The 17,475-nt window shown below is 38.6% G+C and carries 15 protein-coding genes; 12 read left to right on the forward strand and 3 right to left on the reverse strand.

Annotated features, from left to right (window positions below):
• The first annotated feature begins 99 nt into the window (after positions 1-99).
• The 10 genes from addB to ABD814_RS06180 all read left to right on the forward strand — a co-directional run bounded on the left by addB (position 100) and on the right by ABD814_RS06180 (position 14,102).
• A complete protein-coding gene (addB, locus tag ABD814_RS06135; protein WP_344911371.1) occupies positions 100-3,561 on the forward strand; it encodes a helicase-exonuclease AddAB subunit AddB in 3,462 nt (1,153 codons plus the stop codon).
• Entirely contained in the window at positions 3,555-7,274 is a 3,720-nt protein-coding gene (gene addA, locus ABD814_RS06140) for a helicase-exonuclease AddAB subunit AddA (protein WP_344911373.1), read from the forward strand. Before addB ends, addA begins: the two co-directional genes overlap by 7 nt.
• 335 nt (positions 7,275-7,609) lie before the next feature.
• Positions 7,610-8,368 carry an iron ABC transporter ATP-binding protein gene (locus tag ABD814_RS06145; RefSeq protein ID WP_344911375.1) on the forward strand — a complete coding sequence of 253 codons (759 nt, stop codon included), beginning with the start codon at positions 7,610-7,612 and terminating at the stop codon, positions 8,366-8,368.
• Between the two features lie 168 nt (positions 8,369-8,536).
• Positions 8,537-9,001, forward strand: a complete 465-nt coding sequence (locus ABD814_RS06150; RefSeq protein WP_344911377.1) for a chemotaxis protein CheX — start codon at positions 8,537-8,539, stop codon at positions 8,999-9,001.
• 103 nt (positions 9,002-9,104) lie between these two features.
• Positions 9,105-9,626 carry a chemotaxis protein CheW gene (locus ABD814_RS06155; protein ID WP_344911378.1) on the forward strand — a complete coding sequence of 174 codons (522 nt, stop codon included), beginning with the start codon at positions 9,105-9,107 and terminating at the stop codon, positions 9,624-9,626.
• Positions 9,627-9,640: 14 nt separating this feature from the next.
• Complete coding sequence (locus ABD814_RS06160) at positions 9,641-9,997, forward strand: response regulator (protein WP_344911380.1); 357 nt, start codon at positions 9,641-9,643, stop codon at positions 9,995-9,997.
• Positions 9,998-10,084: 87 nt separating this feature from the next.
• Positions 10,085-11,317 (forward strand): methyl-accepting chemotaxis protein, encoded by a 1,233-nt coding sequence (locus tag ABD814_RS06165; RefSeq protein ID WP_344911382.1) that lies wholly within the window; start codon positions 10,085-10,087, stop codon positions 11,315-11,317.
• 163 nt (positions 11,318-11,480) lie between these two features.
• A complete protein-coding gene (locus ABD814_RS06170) occupies positions 11,481-12,644 on the forward strand; it encodes an acyl-CoA dehydrogenase family protein (RefSeq protein ID WP_344911384.1) in 1,164 nt (387 codons plus the stop codon).
• A gap of 48 nt (positions 12,645-12,692) precedes the next feature.
• The gene (locus tag ABD814_RS06175; protein WP_344911386.1) at positions 12,693-13,625 is read left to right on the forward strand and encodes a M14 family metallopeptidase; all 933 of its coding nucleotides are present in this window, start codon (positions 12,693-12,695) and stop codon (positions 13,623-13,625) included.
• Between the two features lie 57 nt (positions 13,626-13,682).
• Positions 13,683-14,102 carry a universal stress protein gene (locus ABD814_RS06180; RefSeq protein WP_344911388.1) on the forward strand — a complete coding sequence of 140 codons (420 nt, stop codon included), beginning with the start codon at positions 13,683-13,685 and terminating at the stop codon, positions 14,100-14,102.
• 55 nt (positions 14,103-14,157) lie between these two features.
• On the opposite strand, the gene ABD814_RS06185 is transcribed toward ABD814_RS06180, so the two are convergent.
• Genes ABD814_RS06185 through ABD814_RS06195 form a run of 3 tightly spaced genes read right to left on the reverse strand, consistent with a single transcriptional unit; the run spans position 14,158 to position 16,184 of the window.
• Positions 14,158-14,565 (reverse strand): Fur family transcriptional regulator, encoded by a 408-nt coding sequence (locus tag ABD814_RS06185; RefSeq protein ID WP_344911390.1) that lies wholly within the window; start codon positions 14,563-14,565, stop codon positions 14,158-14,160.
• Entirely contained in the window at positions 14,562-15,416 is an 855-nt protein-coding gene (locus ABD814_RS06190) for a metal ABC transporter permease (protein ID WP_344911392.1), read from the reverse strand. The genes ABD814_RS06185 and ABD814_RS06190 overlap by 4 nt, the downstream gene beginning before the upstream one ends.
• Positions 15,417-15,428: 12 nt before the next feature.
• On the reverse strand, positions 15,429-16,184 hold the full coding sequence (locus ABD814_RS06195) for a metal ABC transporter ATP-binding protein (protein WP_344911393.1): 756 nt from the start codon (positions 16,182-16,184) through the stop codon (positions 15,429-15,431).
• A gap of 420 nt (positions 16,185-16,604) precedes the next feature.
• Between ABD814_RS06195 and ABD814_RS06200 the strand changes: the two genes are divergently transcribed.
• Positions 16,605-16,958, forward strand: a complete 354-nt coding sequence (locus ABD814_RS06200; RefSeq protein ID WP_344911395.1) for an arsenate reductase family protein — start codon at positions 16,605-16,607, stop codon at positions 16,956-16,958.
• Between the two features lie 17 nt (positions 16,959-16,975).
• Complete coding sequence (gene gcvH, locus ABD814_RS06205; protein WP_344911396.1) at positions 16,976-17,359, forward strand: glycine cleavage system protein GcvH; 384 nt, start codon at positions 16,976-16,978, stop codon at positions 17,357-17,359.
• Positions 17,360-17,475 lie beyond the last annotated feature (116 nt).

The raw sequence follows: 17,475 nt of genomic DNA on the forward strand, positions 1-17,475 counted from the left end.
TAGTATCAGAAGTTTTTTATTTATGTTAAAATAGTCATAATAGAACAAATGATCGTTTCGAAGTTTGAAGATGATCAGAAGTGAGAGGAGTAAAAGCGATTGTCTATTCATGTTATCGTTGGTCCAGCGACTGTATCAAAAAGTGAGTACTGTCTTGAACAGATTCGAACGGAATTACGTGAACGTCCATATGGGCGACCGATTATTTATCTTGTACCAGAACAAATGACCTTTCAACAAGAGTATCAATTGCTCTCAGATCCGGAGATTAAAGGGAGCGTCCGGGCGCAAGTGTTAAGTTTTTCAAGGCTTGCTTTTCGTATCCTTCAAGAATGTGGTGGTGCGACAAAAGCATTTATTAGCTCGACCGGCATCCAGATGATGCTCAGAAAAATGATTGAACAAAAAGATACCGATTGGAAGATTTTTCAGAAGTCGGTGCAGAAAAAAGGCTTTATTGAGCAATTAGAGGTGATGATTACTGAATTTAAACGTTACCGAATTACACCTGAGATGTTGGCGGAGCAAATCGATCAGAATGCGGGTGCGCTTAATGATAAATTGGCTGACCTCCATTATCTCTATCTGTCGTTGACAGAGATTCTTGCCAACCAGTACATAGATGGTGAAGATCGACTCGCATTACTCGCTGAAAAAATTCCACAATCGGCGTATTTAAAAGATGCAATTGTCTATGTTGATGGTTTTCACCGATTCACTCCACAGGAGCAAGCGGTCATTGGGCAATTGATTGATCATACCGAGCGAATGACGTTTACGTTAACGCTTGATCCGGCTGAGCTCGATCAAGAGATTCCGTTCGATATTTTTAGTCAGACGAAGGAGACGTTTTCCCAACTTAAAGCACTTGCGCATGAGCATGATCAAATCGTACATGTTGACCCGTTAGGTGTTAGGGCTGACCTTGCGCCACATTTGTTACATTTAGAGCGTTATTTTGATCAGCGACCTTTTCCAGAGTATCAAGAAAAGGCGCCGATTCAGCTTGCTTATGCCGTCCATCCACGCGCGGAAGTTGAAGGAGCGGCGCAAGAAATCCTCCGCCTTGTTCGTGACGAGGGCTATCGTTATAAAGAGATTGCCATCTTAATGCGTGATCGTGAGCTTTATCAAGATTTAATCAAAACAATTTTTGCCGATTATGAGATCCCTGTCTTTGTTGATGAGAAGAAAGCGATGATTTATCATCCATTAATTGAAGTGATTCGCTCAGGTTTAGACGTGATTTTAACGAATTGGCGCTATGATGCTGTTTTTCGGATGTTAAAAACAGGTCTGATTCCGCAAGCAGAGGGAGAGCATCCACTCGATTCAGAAGCGATTGATACGCTTGAAAACTATGCGCTTGAGTATGGCATTCGGGGGAGAAATCAGTGGTTTAGTGATCAACCATGGGTATTCCAGCGTTTTAGAGGATTTGATCAGGCTGCTCAAACTGATCAAGAACGACTGATGCAAGAAAAAATTAATGCCTATCGTGATCAAGTGATCGAGGCAGTCGGTGACTTTGATGAAGCCTTTAGGGAAGCTACAACAGTTCGGGAAAAGGCAACAGCACTTTATCAGTGGCTAGAGCAATTAGGTGTTAATCAGATGTTAGCAAAGTGGCAAACCGAACTGGATGCGTCTGGTGAAGTTGAACAAGCTCGTGAACAGGAACAAGTTTGGCAAGCGGTGATTCATTTATTAGATGAAATGGTTGAAATGATCGGTGATGAGGAGTTATCGAGTGACTTGTTTTATCAAACGCTAGAAGCGGGGCTTGATACATTGACATATAGCCATGTTCCGCCAACGCTCGATCATATTGTCGTCGGCTCGATTGACCATTCAAGAATTATGCAGTCAAAAGTTACCCTACTCATCGGCGTTAATGAAGGAACTTGGCCTGCCAAGCCTCAAGTCGATACGATTTTATCTGAGGAAGAACGTGACCGCCTTAAAACGCAAGGTGTTATTTTAGCTGACAGTGAAACACAGCAGCTAATCGATGATTGGTTTTACATTTATTTAGCTGTTACGTTAGCGACAGATAAGCTTTGGATTAGCTATCCATTGAGTGACACAGAAGGTAAAGCGAAGATGCCATCCTCTTTAATCAAACGGATCACGAATCTATTTCCGCAGTTACCTAAACCGATTTTACTACAAGATCCAGAAGAGATGATTGAAGCGGATCGATTTGTGACGACACCGAAGAAAACTTTATCCGCTTTAACATCACAGCTCGCTAAATATCAGCGTGCCTATCCAATTGATTCGATTTGGTGGAGTGCTTTGAATTGGTTTATCACTCGAAAAGATCAAGATCCAATGATCGAAATGATTTTACAAAGCTTGTTTTATCAAAATAAACCGGTCAATTTGAAGGCAGAGACGGCCAAAAGTGTTTTTGAAAATAAGATTCAAGCAAGTGTCTCACGGATGGAGATGTACCATCGCTGTTCTTATCAGCACTTTGCTCAGTACACACTGAAATTAACTGATCGGCCAACATACAAGCTTGATGCACCAGATATGGGACAGCTATTTCACGAAGCGCTTAAAATCATTACTAATTGGGTGCAAAAAGACGGCTTAACTTTACGTGATTTAAATCAAGACCAGGCGAATGCCTATGCGAAACGAGCACTGGCAAAATTAGCGCCAATTTTGCAACATCAAATTTTACACAGCTCAAATCGTTATCAATATATGCAGAAAAAACTTGAACAAATTATTGCACGGGCAACATTTGTCTTAAGTGAACAGGCACGGAAGAGTGAATTTACCCCGGTTGGAATGGAGCTTGGTTTTGGCTTGGATGATCAGTCACTTGATCCCGTTCGGATGCAATTACCGAATGGTGTTGAATTGATTTTGCGTGGTCGAATTGACCGGGTTGATCAAGCAACGTTTGCTGATGATCTTTACTTAAGAATTATTGATTATAAATCAAGTGCAACTGGCTTAAATTTAGTTGAAGTTTATTATGGCTTAGCTTTACAAATGCTTGCCTACTTAGACGTGATTTTAACAAATTCTGAGCGCTGGTTAGGGGTTAAAGCTTCACCTGCTGGGATGCTCTACTTCCATATTCACGACCCAATCTTAAGTGAGCAGGAAGCGTTGAGCCAAGCTGAAATCGATGAAAAACTATTTAAAAAATATAAGATGCAAGGATTATTAATTGATAAAGAACCAATTATTCAAATGATGGATACAGATTTAGAAGGTGGGATTAGCCCGATTATTCCGGCTGGCTTGAAAAAAGACGGGACATTCAGAAGTGGCTCACAGATTGCTAGTGAAGAGACATTTCAATTACTTCAAGACCATGTCCAGCAAATGATCGCTGGTGCCGGTGTGGCGATTACCAATGGTGAAGTGAAATTAAATCCTTATCAACAAGCTGACCAAACGGCTTGTCGATTTTGTCCGTTCCGCTCAGTTTGTCAGTTTGATCCGAGCTTACCGAGTCATCAATACCGTAAGCTTCCGAATTTGAAAGACGAGCAAATTATTGAAAAAATTAAAGCAGAGGGGGGCTCATCATGGTGAAATGGACGAAAGAACAGACCGATGCGATCTATCAATCAGGACAAGATATTTTAGTTGCAGCAGCAGCTGGTTCGGGAAAAACAGCTGTCCTTGTCGAGCGGATCATTCAAAAAGTGCTCAATGAAGCTGATCCGATTCATATTGACCAATTATTAGTAGCGACTTTTACCAATGCAGCCGCCCAAGAAATGCGTAATCGGGTTGCAGCAGCTCTTGAGCGTGCCCTTGAGGAAAATCCTGAATCGGCTCATTTAAAACAACAACTGACATTATTACAACAAGCATCAATCTCAACATTACACTCGTTTTGTCTTGATTTAGTCAAACGTTACAGTTATTTAATTGATATTGATCCAGGGTTTCGAATTGCTGATACGATCGAAGCTGATCTGCTTCGCCAAGATGTGATTGAAGCTTTATTTGAAGATTGGTACGGTAAGTCATTTGAGGAACAGGAAGCCTTTTTTGAGCTAATTGATCGTTTTTCAAGTGATCGAAGTGATCAAGAAGTAGAGCTTCTAATATTAAAATTATATGAATTTGCGATGCAAAATCCTTGGCCAGATCAGTGGCTCGATCAAATTGCTGAGCAATATAACGTAGCTGAAGATGTTGCAGAAGATCAATTGGATTGGCTGCTCGTCTTAAAACAAGATGTTCGTGATCAACTTGAGCAATCGAGAGTTGATTTGGAGCAAGCACTTGATCTAACGCGTGAAAGTGATGGACCTTATCATTATGCAGAAGCACTTGATTCAGATCTTCTGCTTGTTCAAGAACTCAAGGGTCAACTTGAGTTGGGCTGGGAACAGGTAAAGGAAGGTTTTCAACAATTAAGCTTCAAGGCACTTTCAAGAAAAAAAGTTGACTGTGACTTAGCTAAAAGAGAACGGGTGAAGACATTACGTGATCGCAGTAAAAAGCGTTTAAATGATTTAGCAAAACAGTTGTTTACCCGTGATTTATCCGCACATGTAACTGATATCCGAGCACTTTATCCGACAATTAAACAGCTCGTCATATTAGTGAAAGATTTTAAACAGCGTTATACTGAGATCAAAAAGGACCAAGGTCTTGTTGATTTTTCTGACTTAGAGCATTATGCACTCCAAGTGTTACGAGATCCGTCGAGTGAGGCTGATGCAATTTTTCCGTCAAGTGTTGCACTTGAGCTTAGAGACAAGTACGAAGAAGTCCTCGTTGATGAGTATCAGGATACGAATATGGTTCAAGAAACAATTATTAAGCTTGTTGCACGTGAAAACCCAGGCAACCTCTTCATGGTAGGGGATGTTAAACAAAGTATTTATCGTTTTCGTCACGCTGAACCGTCATTATTTATTGAAAAATATAAACGGTTTGCCAAGCCAGAAGCAACAGGTAAGCGGATTGATTTAGCGAAAAACTTCCGCAGTCGTGAGCAAGTTTTAACAGCGACGAACTATATTTTTAGGCAAATTCTAGATGAAGAAGTTGGGGAGATTAGTTATGATGAGGATGCTGAATTAATCTACGGAAACTTAAGCTATAATGATGCAACGCAAGAGGATGTAGAAGCGGAACTGGTGATTATTGATCGAGAAACTCAAGAATCAACTGATCCAGAGGCTGAGGATGATGTGCCGATTGATTTAGCGAAAGCAGAAATTGAAGCACGCGCTTATGCGAAACGGATTAAACAATGGATTGGAACGGATGGTTCAGAGCCGCGACTCATTTTCGATAAGGATACGGGGATGAGCCGACCGGCACAGTATCGAGATATTGTGATTTTATTCCGTTCAATGACTTGGGCGCCAACGGTTATGGAAGAATTAAAGAAACAAGGGATCCCTGTTTATGCTGAACTAACGACTGGTTATTTAGAAGCAATTGAAATTCAAGTCATGTTAAACGTCTTAAAAGTAATTGATAATGCTAAGCAAGATATTCCGCTAGCGAGTGTGTTAAAGTCACCGATTGTCGGGATCAATGAAGAAGAATTGACCCAAGTTCGGTTAGCGAATCAAAGGGTCAGCTATTATGAAGCATTGGTTGAGTTTTTACCGACGATTGCAGATCAGCAGTTAAAAACAAAGCTCACTCAATTTATTGAGCGTCTAACAAGTTGGCGTGCGCTAGCGAGACGTGGCAGTTTATCTGATCTCGTTTGGCAAATTTATCGTGAAACCGGTTATTATGATTTTGTCGCGGGTATGCCAGGTGGGCGTCAACGCCAAGCAAACTTAAGGGCGCTTTATGACCGGGCACGTGGTTATGAACAGACGTCATTCCGTGGTTTGTTCCGCTTTTTAAGAATGATCGAACGAATGGAAGAACGTGGTGAAGACCTTGGAGCGGCACGTGCGCTTGGTGAACAAGAAGATGTTGTCCGAATTACGACGATCCATAAAAGTAAGGGACTTGAATTTCCAATTGTCATATTAGGAGCGATGGATAAAGCATTCAACCAGCAAGATTTACGTCAACGTTATTTACTGCATAAAGATTTTGGCTTTGGCAGTCGTTACATTGACCCTGAAAAGCGAATTATGTATCCAACATTACTCTACTATGCAATCAGGCAATATATGAAGCGTGAATTATGGGCCGAAGAAATGCGGGTGCTTTATGTTGCCTTAACGCGGGCGAAGGAAAAACTTGTTATGATTGGTACCGTTAATTCATTTGAAAAGAAGCAAGCGAATTGGCTTGAGACAGTTGAACATCAAGATTGGACGTTGCCGAGTGCGACACGCCTGCAAATGGCAAGTTACATGGATTGGGTCGGTTCGAGCGTGATTCGCCACCACCAAGCTGAAGAATTAAGAGACGATCAGCAGGCAGTCAAGATAAAAGAGGACGTTTTTAACGATCAATCTGTTTGGAAAATTAGTCTAGAGCATGCCCGTCATTATCAAACCGTTTCTGAAGAGAAACAAATTGAAATAGTTGATTTGAAAGATAAAATAAATGCTGGTCAACCCGTTGATGGGGTAGATCCAAAACAAGATGCGCGTGTTGCTGATCGCCTGTCATTTAGCTATCGCTATTTACAAGCGACAGAACATCGGGCGAAACAATCTGTGACTGAGATTAAACGCCAACAGGAGCAATTAGATGAAAATGCAGCAACAGATATGATTCGGACGTTCCAACCACAAATTGCAGAACGACCAACATTTATGCAAAAAGAACAGAAACTGAGTCGGACAGAAATTGGAACGGCGATGCATACGGTGATGCAACATATTTCATTTGAGCAAGAATGGGATCAGGATAAATTGGATGAATTTGTTCAGCAACTTGTCGTTAAAGAAATTTTGACGGATCAGCAAAGTAAAGTGATTGACTTAGCCGCGATTGAACAGTTTTTTGCTAGTGAGGCTTATCAAGTGATTAAGCGTGCGAAGCAAATTGATCGAGAGGTTCCATTTAGTGCGATGATTCCAGCGAGTCAAGTTTATCAAGGCTGGCAAGCTGAGCATGAAGAGGAGATCTTTTTACAAGGAATTATCGATCTGTTGATTGAGACAGACGACGGTTGGACAATTATTGATTATAAAACGGATTGGGTCAATTCAGTCGTTGATGATCGAGAAATTAATCGATTGAAAAAAAGTTATCAAACACAGATTAAGCTTTACAAACAAGCGATTGAAATGATTCTACAAGTTGAAATTAACCAAGCTTATTTGTATTTCTTCAACCAAAGCTTATTAATTAAACTCTAAATTTAAACGAACGATTAGAATTGATGCTTTCACAAGAGTGACTTATTCACTCCTAATTCTCAAAGCAGCCACTTCAATCGTTCGTTTTAAAATGGTGATTAATGGACAAAAGGACAATGATCAACTCAAAATTTCGAATAATTGTTTGTCGGATTAATTAACTGAAAAGTACAAAAAAAATAAAAACTCAAAGTCTAACTATTGACAGTTTACATAAACATGATAGACTTAACTGATAATGAATCTCATTATCATGAGAGAAAGCAAACGAACTTGCTCATGCTTAATTAGATAGAGTGTGCTTATAAACATCTTACTGTAGAGGAGAATCGAACATGGTGGAGATCAAAGATGTTGTTAAAACGTATGGTGAATCAATTGTTGTCGATCATGTTTCAATGTCGATACCAAAAGGAAAAATTACTTCCTTTATTGGCCCAAATGGGGCAGGTAAAAGTACGCTCTTATCAATCGTCAGTCGTCTAATTGCCAAAGATCATGGAGAAGTTTTAATCGATGATCAAGAGGTTACAGCAGCAAATAATAAAGAATTAGCTAAGAAACTTTCGATACTAAAGCAGTCAAATCATATTAATGTCCGTTTGACTGTTAGACAATTAGTTAGTTTTGGTCGTTTCCCATATTCTAAAGGCCGATTGACGGCACTTGATCAAAAGATGATAGATAGTGCAATTACCTACATGGAACTAGAAGAAATGGAAGATAAATTTTTAGATCAACTGAGTGGTGGTCAAAAGCAAAGAGCTTATATTGCGATGGTAATAGCCCAGGATACAGACTATATTTTGCTAGATGAACCGCTTAACAATTTAGACATGAAGCATTCCGTTCAAATTATGAAAGTGTTAAGAAGGCTAGTCGATGAACTAGGTAAGACTGTCGTTATCGTTTTACATGATGTTAACTTTGCTTCTGTCTATTCAGATTATATCGTTGCCCTTAGAGATGGGAAAATTGTCAAAAAAGGAAAAACGAATGAAATTATTAATAATGGTGTCTTAAAAGAAGTTTATGACATGGATATTCAAATCCATGATATCGATCAATGTCGAATTTGTTTATATTTTAATTAAATAATCACTGAAGAGGAAAATGAACATGATTTTGATCATTTTCTTTTTTTTTAATTAAAAAGCTTGAAAATTATAGTTGAATAACCGAAAATGTTATAGAAGGGTAAAAAGATATAGGATTAAGGTTCTAGACACGAATGTTTTCCTAAGAAGAGAAGGATGATGATAATGACAACAGAGCTGAAGAACATCAACGAATTAGTCAAAGAAGTATATAACGGAACAATTTATGCAGTAAAAAATATTATACCCTTTGACCCGTCGGTTGGATCGCCACAACTAATTAATCCACCGTTAAGTGTGAATTTTGGTGTGATGATCGGTTTTACTGGTGGATTGAAGGGTGAACTTGTTTTAAAATCAGACCAAGACTTTATTAGTAAAATTGGTGAGTCAATGTTTGGCATGCCTGTTTCTGGGGATATGCTCGAATCATTTGCTGGTGAACTCGGGAATATGATTGCAGGGAGCTTGTCAACGTATTTGGCGGAGAAGGACATCCGAACAGATATTACGCACCCAACTGTTTTACAAGGCGATGCACAACTATCAGGATTTAAACGAGCACTGTTAGTAGAAGTAAAATATCAGGATGACAATGTTTTATCGGTTCATTTACTACTCAATTTATAAAGAATTAATTAAGTTTAGCTAAAATGTTATCAGTTATTCTAGGTAATAGCTGGTTAAACATGCTATAATTGAGATACAAAAGAAAGGTAAAGGAGTTATCGATATGAGCACTGAAAAGTATATTGTTTTCCAATTAAATGACCAAGAATATGGCACAAGTATTGAACAGATCGTTTCGATTGAAAGATTATTAAAAGTTGTTTCTTTACCAAAGGTTTCAGATTTTATTGAGGGCATTACAAAATTACGTGGTGATGTGATTCCAGTAATTGATTTGAAAAAGCGGATGGACTTGCCTCATTCTGAAGAGACGGATCAATCGAGAATGCTCGTTTCAAATGTTGATGATCTGTCAGTTGGCTTTCTTGTCGATGCTGCATCAGATGTTATCGATATTGATGATTCAATGATTGAACCAGCTCCAACAACAATTAAAGGGATCGATGTTAACTTTTTAAGTGGTGTTGCGAAGCTTGAGGATCGTCTATTATTACTAGTCGATTTGTCGTATGTATTAAATTATGAAGAAATCACAGAAGTTAAACAAGTCGTTGAAGATGAAGTAAATGAGGACGGTCAAGCTTCAGATTTAGAAGAAGACATCTTAGCAGAGACAGAAGAATAGGGAGAGATAGTAGAATGGCTCGGATATTAATTACAGATGATGCAGCTTTTATGCGCATGCAATTAAAAAACATTTTTGAATCACTTGGGCATGAAGTTGTTGGAGAAGCGGAAAATGGACAAGTCGCAATCGATTTATATCAAGAGTTAAAACCCGATTTAGTTACAATGGATATTACAATGCCAGAAATGAATGGGGTTGAAGCGGTTAAGGGGATTAAGAAAAATGATCCAAACGCAACGATTGTGATGTGTTCAGCAATGGGGCAGCAACAAATGGTTCTAGAAGCAATTCAAGCAGGGGCAAAAGATTTTATTGTTAAGCCGTTTGATCAAGAACGGATTAAACAAGCCATTGAAAAAATATTTTAATAAAGGGATTAAAGTGAGATTCATCGCTAGCTACTTAAAGAGAGAGATTGTTAGGGTTCTAACTACTTAATTAAGGAGAATTGATGGATGAGAAACAGAAGAAATCTGATATTATTAATTGGTATGATCAGTCTTTTACATATCGTTGCATTCGGGTATAGTTTGTTTTCATTAAATGTGCTTACAAAAATCAGCATTGAAGGCATTGTCTTCATTGCGCTTGCGATTATTGCTAGCTTTATTATCGCGATTTTATTTATGAAAACGAACAAAAAAGATCAACACTTAATTGAAGCGCGTCTTGATGCATTATTATCAGATCGTTTGGAAGCATTACCTGAAGGAAAGATAAAAGATCAATCAATGAAAGTGATCGACGGTAAAATTCAACTCGTGCATCAACAAATCACAACGATGCAAAATTTCACAACTAAATTAACAGAGTATGTTAGCGAGCAAGCAACTATTTTGAATAACAGTATGATTCGTTTAACAGATGATAGCCAAAATATTACCCGCACGATTCACGAAATGACAAGTGGCTCTGAGGGACAATCATCATCAGCTAGCACATTAAAAGAAACGATGATTCAATTCACAGATATAATTAAGGATGTTGCGGTCAACGGTGAAGCGATTAAAACAGAGTCTCAACAGATGCTCGATATTACAAACCAAAGTGAAGAGTTGATGGATCTATCTGTTGAAAAAATGGATATCATCGATAATACAATCAAGCAATCCTTAGAAAAAGTAAAAGGCTTAGACGACATGACCTTGAAAATCACTGAGTTAGTCACAGTGATTCAAGAAGTTGCTGAACAGACAAACTTGTTAGCATTAAATGCTGCGATTGAAGCGGCACGTGCAGGTGAACATGGTAAAGGATTTGCCGTTGTTGCAGATGAAGTGCGTAAACTGGCAGAACAAGTTAGTTTATCCATTAATGATATTACGACAACGACAACAGCGATTCAAGAAGAATCATCAGCAGCTGTTACGGCACTTGAAGAAGGCTATCAAGCAGTTAATGAAGGGGCGAAACAGATCCAAACGACTGGTGAGACAATTAAAAATCTAAATGGAATCATTAATCAAATGGGTGGAGAAATCGATCATACGTACAATGCCCTCTATGATTTATTAGATGATACAAAAACGATCAATGACGCGATCACAACGATCGCTAGCGTTTCCGAACAATCAGCAGCCGGTATGGCTGAAGCTGATTCGGCTTCGAGCAGATTAAATCAGCTGATTACTGAATTAAAAGAGATGCAAGAAAATTACGAACAAAATATTGCCGAACTTTATAATTAACGAACGATGATCTTGACCTGCAAAATTACTTTTCATCATAATTTTGCGGGTTATTTTTAATGGTTATAACCAAGTTAAATGATCGGTTTTAACGAAATGAATTGCATCTTCAACTTAAAAACCATAGAATAAATAGTAATTCATACGATCAAGGAGGAGCGGAATGTCAATTTTTCAAACGTATATTAAGAATGAACGTCAACAACAATTAATTGATTTAGCAGAACGACTCGCGAATCAAGCACAGAAGCGGGTTAAGCAAGCTGAGGAAACAGCACAACTTCCTGAAGCAACGATTGCTGACTTCAAGCAAGAGCATTTTTTCTCACTTACTCTACCAAAAAATTTAGGTGGGCAAGGTTTATCATTATATGAATTTGTCCTCGTTCAGGAACGTCTTGCAGCAGGAGATGGCGCAACAGCCCTATCTGTCGGTTGGCATTTAGGAATTGTCAAAGAGCTCTCAGAAGAAAAGACCTGGGAACCAAAAGTATTCGACTGGTTTGCCAAACAAGTAGCCGAGGAGCAAGTCCTTGTTAATCGGATCGCATCCGAACGGGCAACAGGTAGCCCAACACGTGGCGGTGTTCCCCAAACGACCGCAACTAGAGTGGGCGACCACTATCTGATCACTGGCCAGAAATCATTTTCTACGATGGCTGCCGTGCTAGACTACTATATTGTTTCGGCCTACGTTGAAGATCAAGATGCCGTTGGTTCTTTTTTAATAAAAAGTGATGCACCAGGGATCTCAATTGATAAAACGTGGGACACACTCAGTATGAGAGGCACGGGGAGTGACGATCTCATTTTTGATCAAGTAAAAGTTGATCCAACGATGCTCGTTGAGCTAAATAAGCAAGCAAATCCTCGGAAAGCGAAAGGTTGGTTACTGCATATCCCTGCGACGTATCTAGGAATTGCAATTGCAGCACGAAATGAGGCAATTGAGTTTGCGAAAAATTTCAAACCGAACAGCTTGAAAACATCGATCGCAGAAGTGCCACACATTCAGCAAAAAATTGGTGAAATGGATTTAAAATTGATGCAGGCGAGAAGCTTTATGTATCAAGTTGCTACCGAATGGGATAATCGTGCATCAGAGGAACGTCAACAATTGAGTGCAGAATTGGCTGCTGTAAAAACTGCTGCGACAAACATTGCCAATGAAGTCGTTGATCTTGCGATGCGAATTGCAGGCGGAAGGGGTCTTTCAAAAGCTTTTCGATTTGAACAATTTTATCGAGATGTCAGAGCAGGTCTCCATAATCCACCGATGGATGATATGGTGCTCCAGATTCTTGCTAAACGTGCACTGTCAGAATGATGTACTAAACACCCCTTAATTGAGCATAGCTTATTAAGGGGTGTTTTTATGGAAAATCAATTTAAACTTGCTGAAATTTATCGCTATCTAGACCTTGAACGAGACTTACAACAGTTGAAAAATCACTATTCAAATTTAATCGAACTTGAAACGATAGGTTTCTCAGTTGAGGGACGCAAACTTTATGGATTAAAAGTTGGAACAGGTCAGCACAAAGTGATTTGTCATGGTGCCCATCACGCCCGAGAATGGATGACCTCACGGTTAATTGTTGATTTTATCTATCATCTGTTAAGCAGTCAAAATGAACCGTGGCGTCAGATTAGAGAAGAATGGTTAGACACGGTTAGCTTTTGGTTTATCCCAATGGTTAACCCTGATGGTGTCACATTAGTTCAAGATGGGCCAAACCGTTTTTCTAATCGAGAGCAACTGCTTGATCTAAATGGACAATCGTTAGATTTCTCAAGTTGGAAGGCAAACGGTCGAGGGGTTGATTTAAATCGCCAATATCCGATCGATTGGGAGGAGATTCAAGCTAATCCAGGTCAACCGAGTCCAACAAACTATAAAGGTGAGCAACCGTTAAGTGAGCCTGAAATCAAGGCACTTGTCAATTTTGTTACGAAGCATCAATTCGATTGTGCGCTTGCTTATCATTCATCAGGTGAGGAAATCTTCTGGCGTTATAAACTACCAAATCCATACGTCAATCAATTTCGTCCATTAGCTGACAAACTAGCAGAAGTGACAAGTTATAGTTTAATTGAGCCAGAGGGGATCCCAAGTGGTGGTGGGTTTACCGATTGGTTTTTAACAAAATTTAAAAAGCCTTCATTTACGTTTGAAATCGCACCATACGTCGGTTCACGTCCTGTTCCGAATCACCTCTATCATCAAATATTTGAAGATAATCAGTTCGTACTGCATACGGTTGGAGAGTTTTTAATGGATAAAATGACTAAACAACACAAAATATGATGCAAGTATTCTGATAATTTGTTATAATATAAGTATCAAATAGTAAGGGGTGGTCTCATGTTTAAAAATATTTTATTAGCTTCGGATGGATCAGAATATGCCATTCGAGCTTGTGAGAAAGCAACTTATTTAGCAAAGCATAATCCGGAATCGAAAGTGATTGTCTTGTATGTTGTTGATGCGGCAACATCGCGAGCGGATGTGACGAAAAGTTACAGTTCATCTGACCTCGATCAAAGTCGAAAAGCAAAATTAGAAATTACTGAACGAAAGTTAATTGAAGCTGGGGTAAGCTATGAAGTCGTTGTATTACATGGGGACCCTGGTCCAACGATTGTTAAGTATGCAAATGAGAATAATGTTGATTTATGTGTGATCGGTAGCCGTGGGTTAAATCGATTACAAGAAATGGTTCTGGGCAGTGTCAGCCATAAAGTTGCTAAACGTGTTGAATGTCCAGTGATGATTGTTAAATAAATAAATGAAAAACAAAACCTCCTTCTTCATTATTAGTGAAGAAGGAGGTTTTGTTTTAATGACAGACTGGACAGAGGCCGTAAATTTCAAATTTATGGTCTTCAATGATGAAGTTTTTTAATTTTTTTACGATTTCATCCATCGGACAGAGGTCAATTTCTTGCGTTACACCACAAGTTCGACAAATGAAATGGTGATGATGGTGATCAGCACAAGAGATTTGATAAAGTTTTTCACCATCCAATTCTGTTGATTCTAATATTTCTAACTCATCAAACAGATTAAGATTTCGATAGATCGTATCGAAACTAATCCCTTCATACCTTGCTTCCATATAATCGAGTAAATCTTTTGCTGTCCGGTAACGATCTTCTTGCTCAAAGAAAGTCAAAATCGATTCGCGTTTATCGGTATATTTGTAACCAGCTTCTTTTAAAATATCTAATGCTTTTTCAATATTCATAAGATCGCCTTCTTTCTTTTCATATTAAGCCAAAGCTTTTTTCCACTCATCGTTAATAATAAAATTAGAATCGAGATCATTACGATCGTTCCGCCAGGTGGAATTTCTAAATAGTAACCAGAAATTAGTCCACCGATCACTGAAATTTCACCGAAAATAATCGAGTAAATAATCGTTTGTTTAAAGCCTCTCGCGATTCGAATGCTTGCAGCAACAGGCAGTGTCATCAGTGCCGAGACAAGTAAAACACCAACAATTCGAATTGAAGCGGAAATGACAAGCGCAGTTAAAACAATAAAAAGAAAATGAATCCGCTCTGAATGAATGCCAGACACTTTGGCATGTTCTTCATCAAATGATAACATAAATAATTCCTTGTAGAAAATAATTAACACAGAAACGACGATAAAAGCAATGATTAAGATACCGTAAAAATCATTACGACTGACTGCAGAAACTGAGCCGAATAAATAATTATAAAGGTCATTATTAAAACCGTCAGCTAAGGAGATGAAAATAACACTTAGCCCGACACCAGCTGATAAGATAATTGGAATCGCTAGTTCTTGAAAGGCTTGATAAACATTGCGTAGTCGTTCAATTAAAATGGCTCCAACAACTGAGAAGGCCGTGCCATAATAAAATGGAGTTAGGAATAACAAGCCAAAGCGTTTTTCAACAAATAAGCCAAATGCAATCCCGGCGAGAGTGACATGTGATAGACCGTCTGCGATTAAGGAAAGTCGTCTAACAACGATAAATGAACCTAATAGTGGTCCAATCAATCCAATTAATAGTCCGGTATAAAATGTGTTTTGTAAAAATTCATACTGCAAAAAATGTGAGAGCATAACAACACGTCCTTAATGGTGATGGGTCACTAAACTTAAATCGTGACCGTAAAATTGTGACAATTGCTGATCAGAAATATTTTCAAACTCATTCGTGCCGCCATGGAAATGCATCACTTTATTTAAGCAAGCAACACCATTGGCATACTTTGTTACCGTGCCAATATCGTGAGAAACGAGTAAAAGTGTAATCTTATTTTCCTGATTTAATTTATTTAATAGTTGATAGAAGCGTTGAACATGTTCTGTATCAATTCCAACTGTTGGTTCATCTAAGATTAATAGTTTAGGATCACTAACAATTGCACGAGCAATGAAAATCCGTTGTTGTTGACCACCAGATAGATCACCGATATTTTGATTGATGTAATCAGACATGCCGACCGTTTCAATTGCTTCAATCACTTTTTGATGGTCTTTTTTTGTGAAAAATTTAAAGTAACCCACTTTTGCAGTGAGTCCTGTTGCGACAACTTCTTTTACCGTTGCAGGGAACCCGCGATTAAAGGCGTTTGACTTTTGTGAGACAAAGCCGATTTTATTGGCGTCTTTAAATTGCTTAATGTCTTGACCGAAGACGCGAATTGAACCTTGCTGTGGGGTGATTAGACCGAGCAATAATTTAATCAGTGTTGTTTTACCGCCACCGTTTGGACCGATTAAGCCTAAAAATGCCCCTTCGTGAATATCAATATGGATGTCGTGCAAGGCAATCTTATCCTCGTAAGCGTACGATAGATTTTTAATTTCGACAATTGGACCTTTCATAGATCACAGACTCCATTCTTTATAGAATTGGTTAATTATATACTTGATAGGTAGATGGATTTCATAATGACATAGATGCGTAAAAACATGCATAATTTTGTTGGTGCTAGCGCTGTGATTTGCACTCTGGGTGGCCATCCCCGCGGAAAGCGTCCACCAAGAGCGAAAATCACGGGTATATGTTTCAAAAACTATTCATCCATTATAGTAATTATAAAATGATCTTTGTTGTGTCATACTAATCATTAATGATTTTAGCGTATTTGGCTGAGTTTGTAAATAGGAATGATTACGTTTTGTGCAGGAGGTTAGATGACTTTTCAAATAATCGGCACAAATCATTTTCAAGCAGTTTGCTAGCCAAAATGTAGCAATCATTTTATACTGTAGTTAGTGATCGATAACGAAGGAGTGAATGTATTGCTTGATTTTTATTGTTATCCAAAATGTAGTACATGTCGTAAGGCGAAAAAGTGGCTTGATCAAAATCAGGTCAGTTATAACGACGTTGACATTGTTAAACAAACACCAAGTGCGGAACAATTAGCAACAATGATCGAAAAAAGTGAATTACCGATTAAGCGATTTTTTAATACAAGTGGTCAGAAATATCGGGAACTTCAGTTAAAAGATAAGTTAGCAGAAATGACCGATGAAGAAAAGGTTAATCTGCTAGCATCAGATGGTATGTTAATCAAACGTCCACTGGCTTTTGATGGTGAAAAGGTAACGTTAGGATTTAAAGAAGATCAGTTTGAACAGAGTTGGAAATAAAAAAGGAGGCTATCATAATGAGTGTACCAAGCGGTTTAAAGTATTCTAATGAACATGTATGGGTTAAGCAAGAGGACGACAAGTTTAGAGTTGGTATTACAGAACATGCTCAAGATGAGCTCGGAGACATCGTTTTTGTTGAACTGCCAGATGTCGGTGATCAACTAGCTGCTACTGACACATTCGGTAGTGTCGAATCGGTTAAAACCGTTTCAGAGTTATATGCACCTATTTCATTAGTCGTTGTTGAAGTCAATGAAGAGCTCGAGGATAGTCCTGAGCTAGTTAATGAATCACCATATGAGAATGGTTGGTTAATTGTCGTGGAAGCAACTAATGAAGAAGAACTTGATCAACTCCTAACAGCTGAACGATATCAAGGGTTCATTGATCAAGAATAATAATAGTAATACCTAAAAGTGGTATTGACAGAAGAGACAGATTGAGTCACAATGCTCAAGCTAAGTCTTTACGTCAATGCCTCTTTTTTGTAGTTATTTAGATAGAATTAGACCGG

It is taken from the genome of Amphibacillus indicireducens (assembly GCF_039539605.1).
GTDB classification, from domain to species: Bacteria; Bacillota; Bacilli; order Bacillales; family Amphibacillaceae; genus Amphibacillus; species Amphibacillus indicireducens.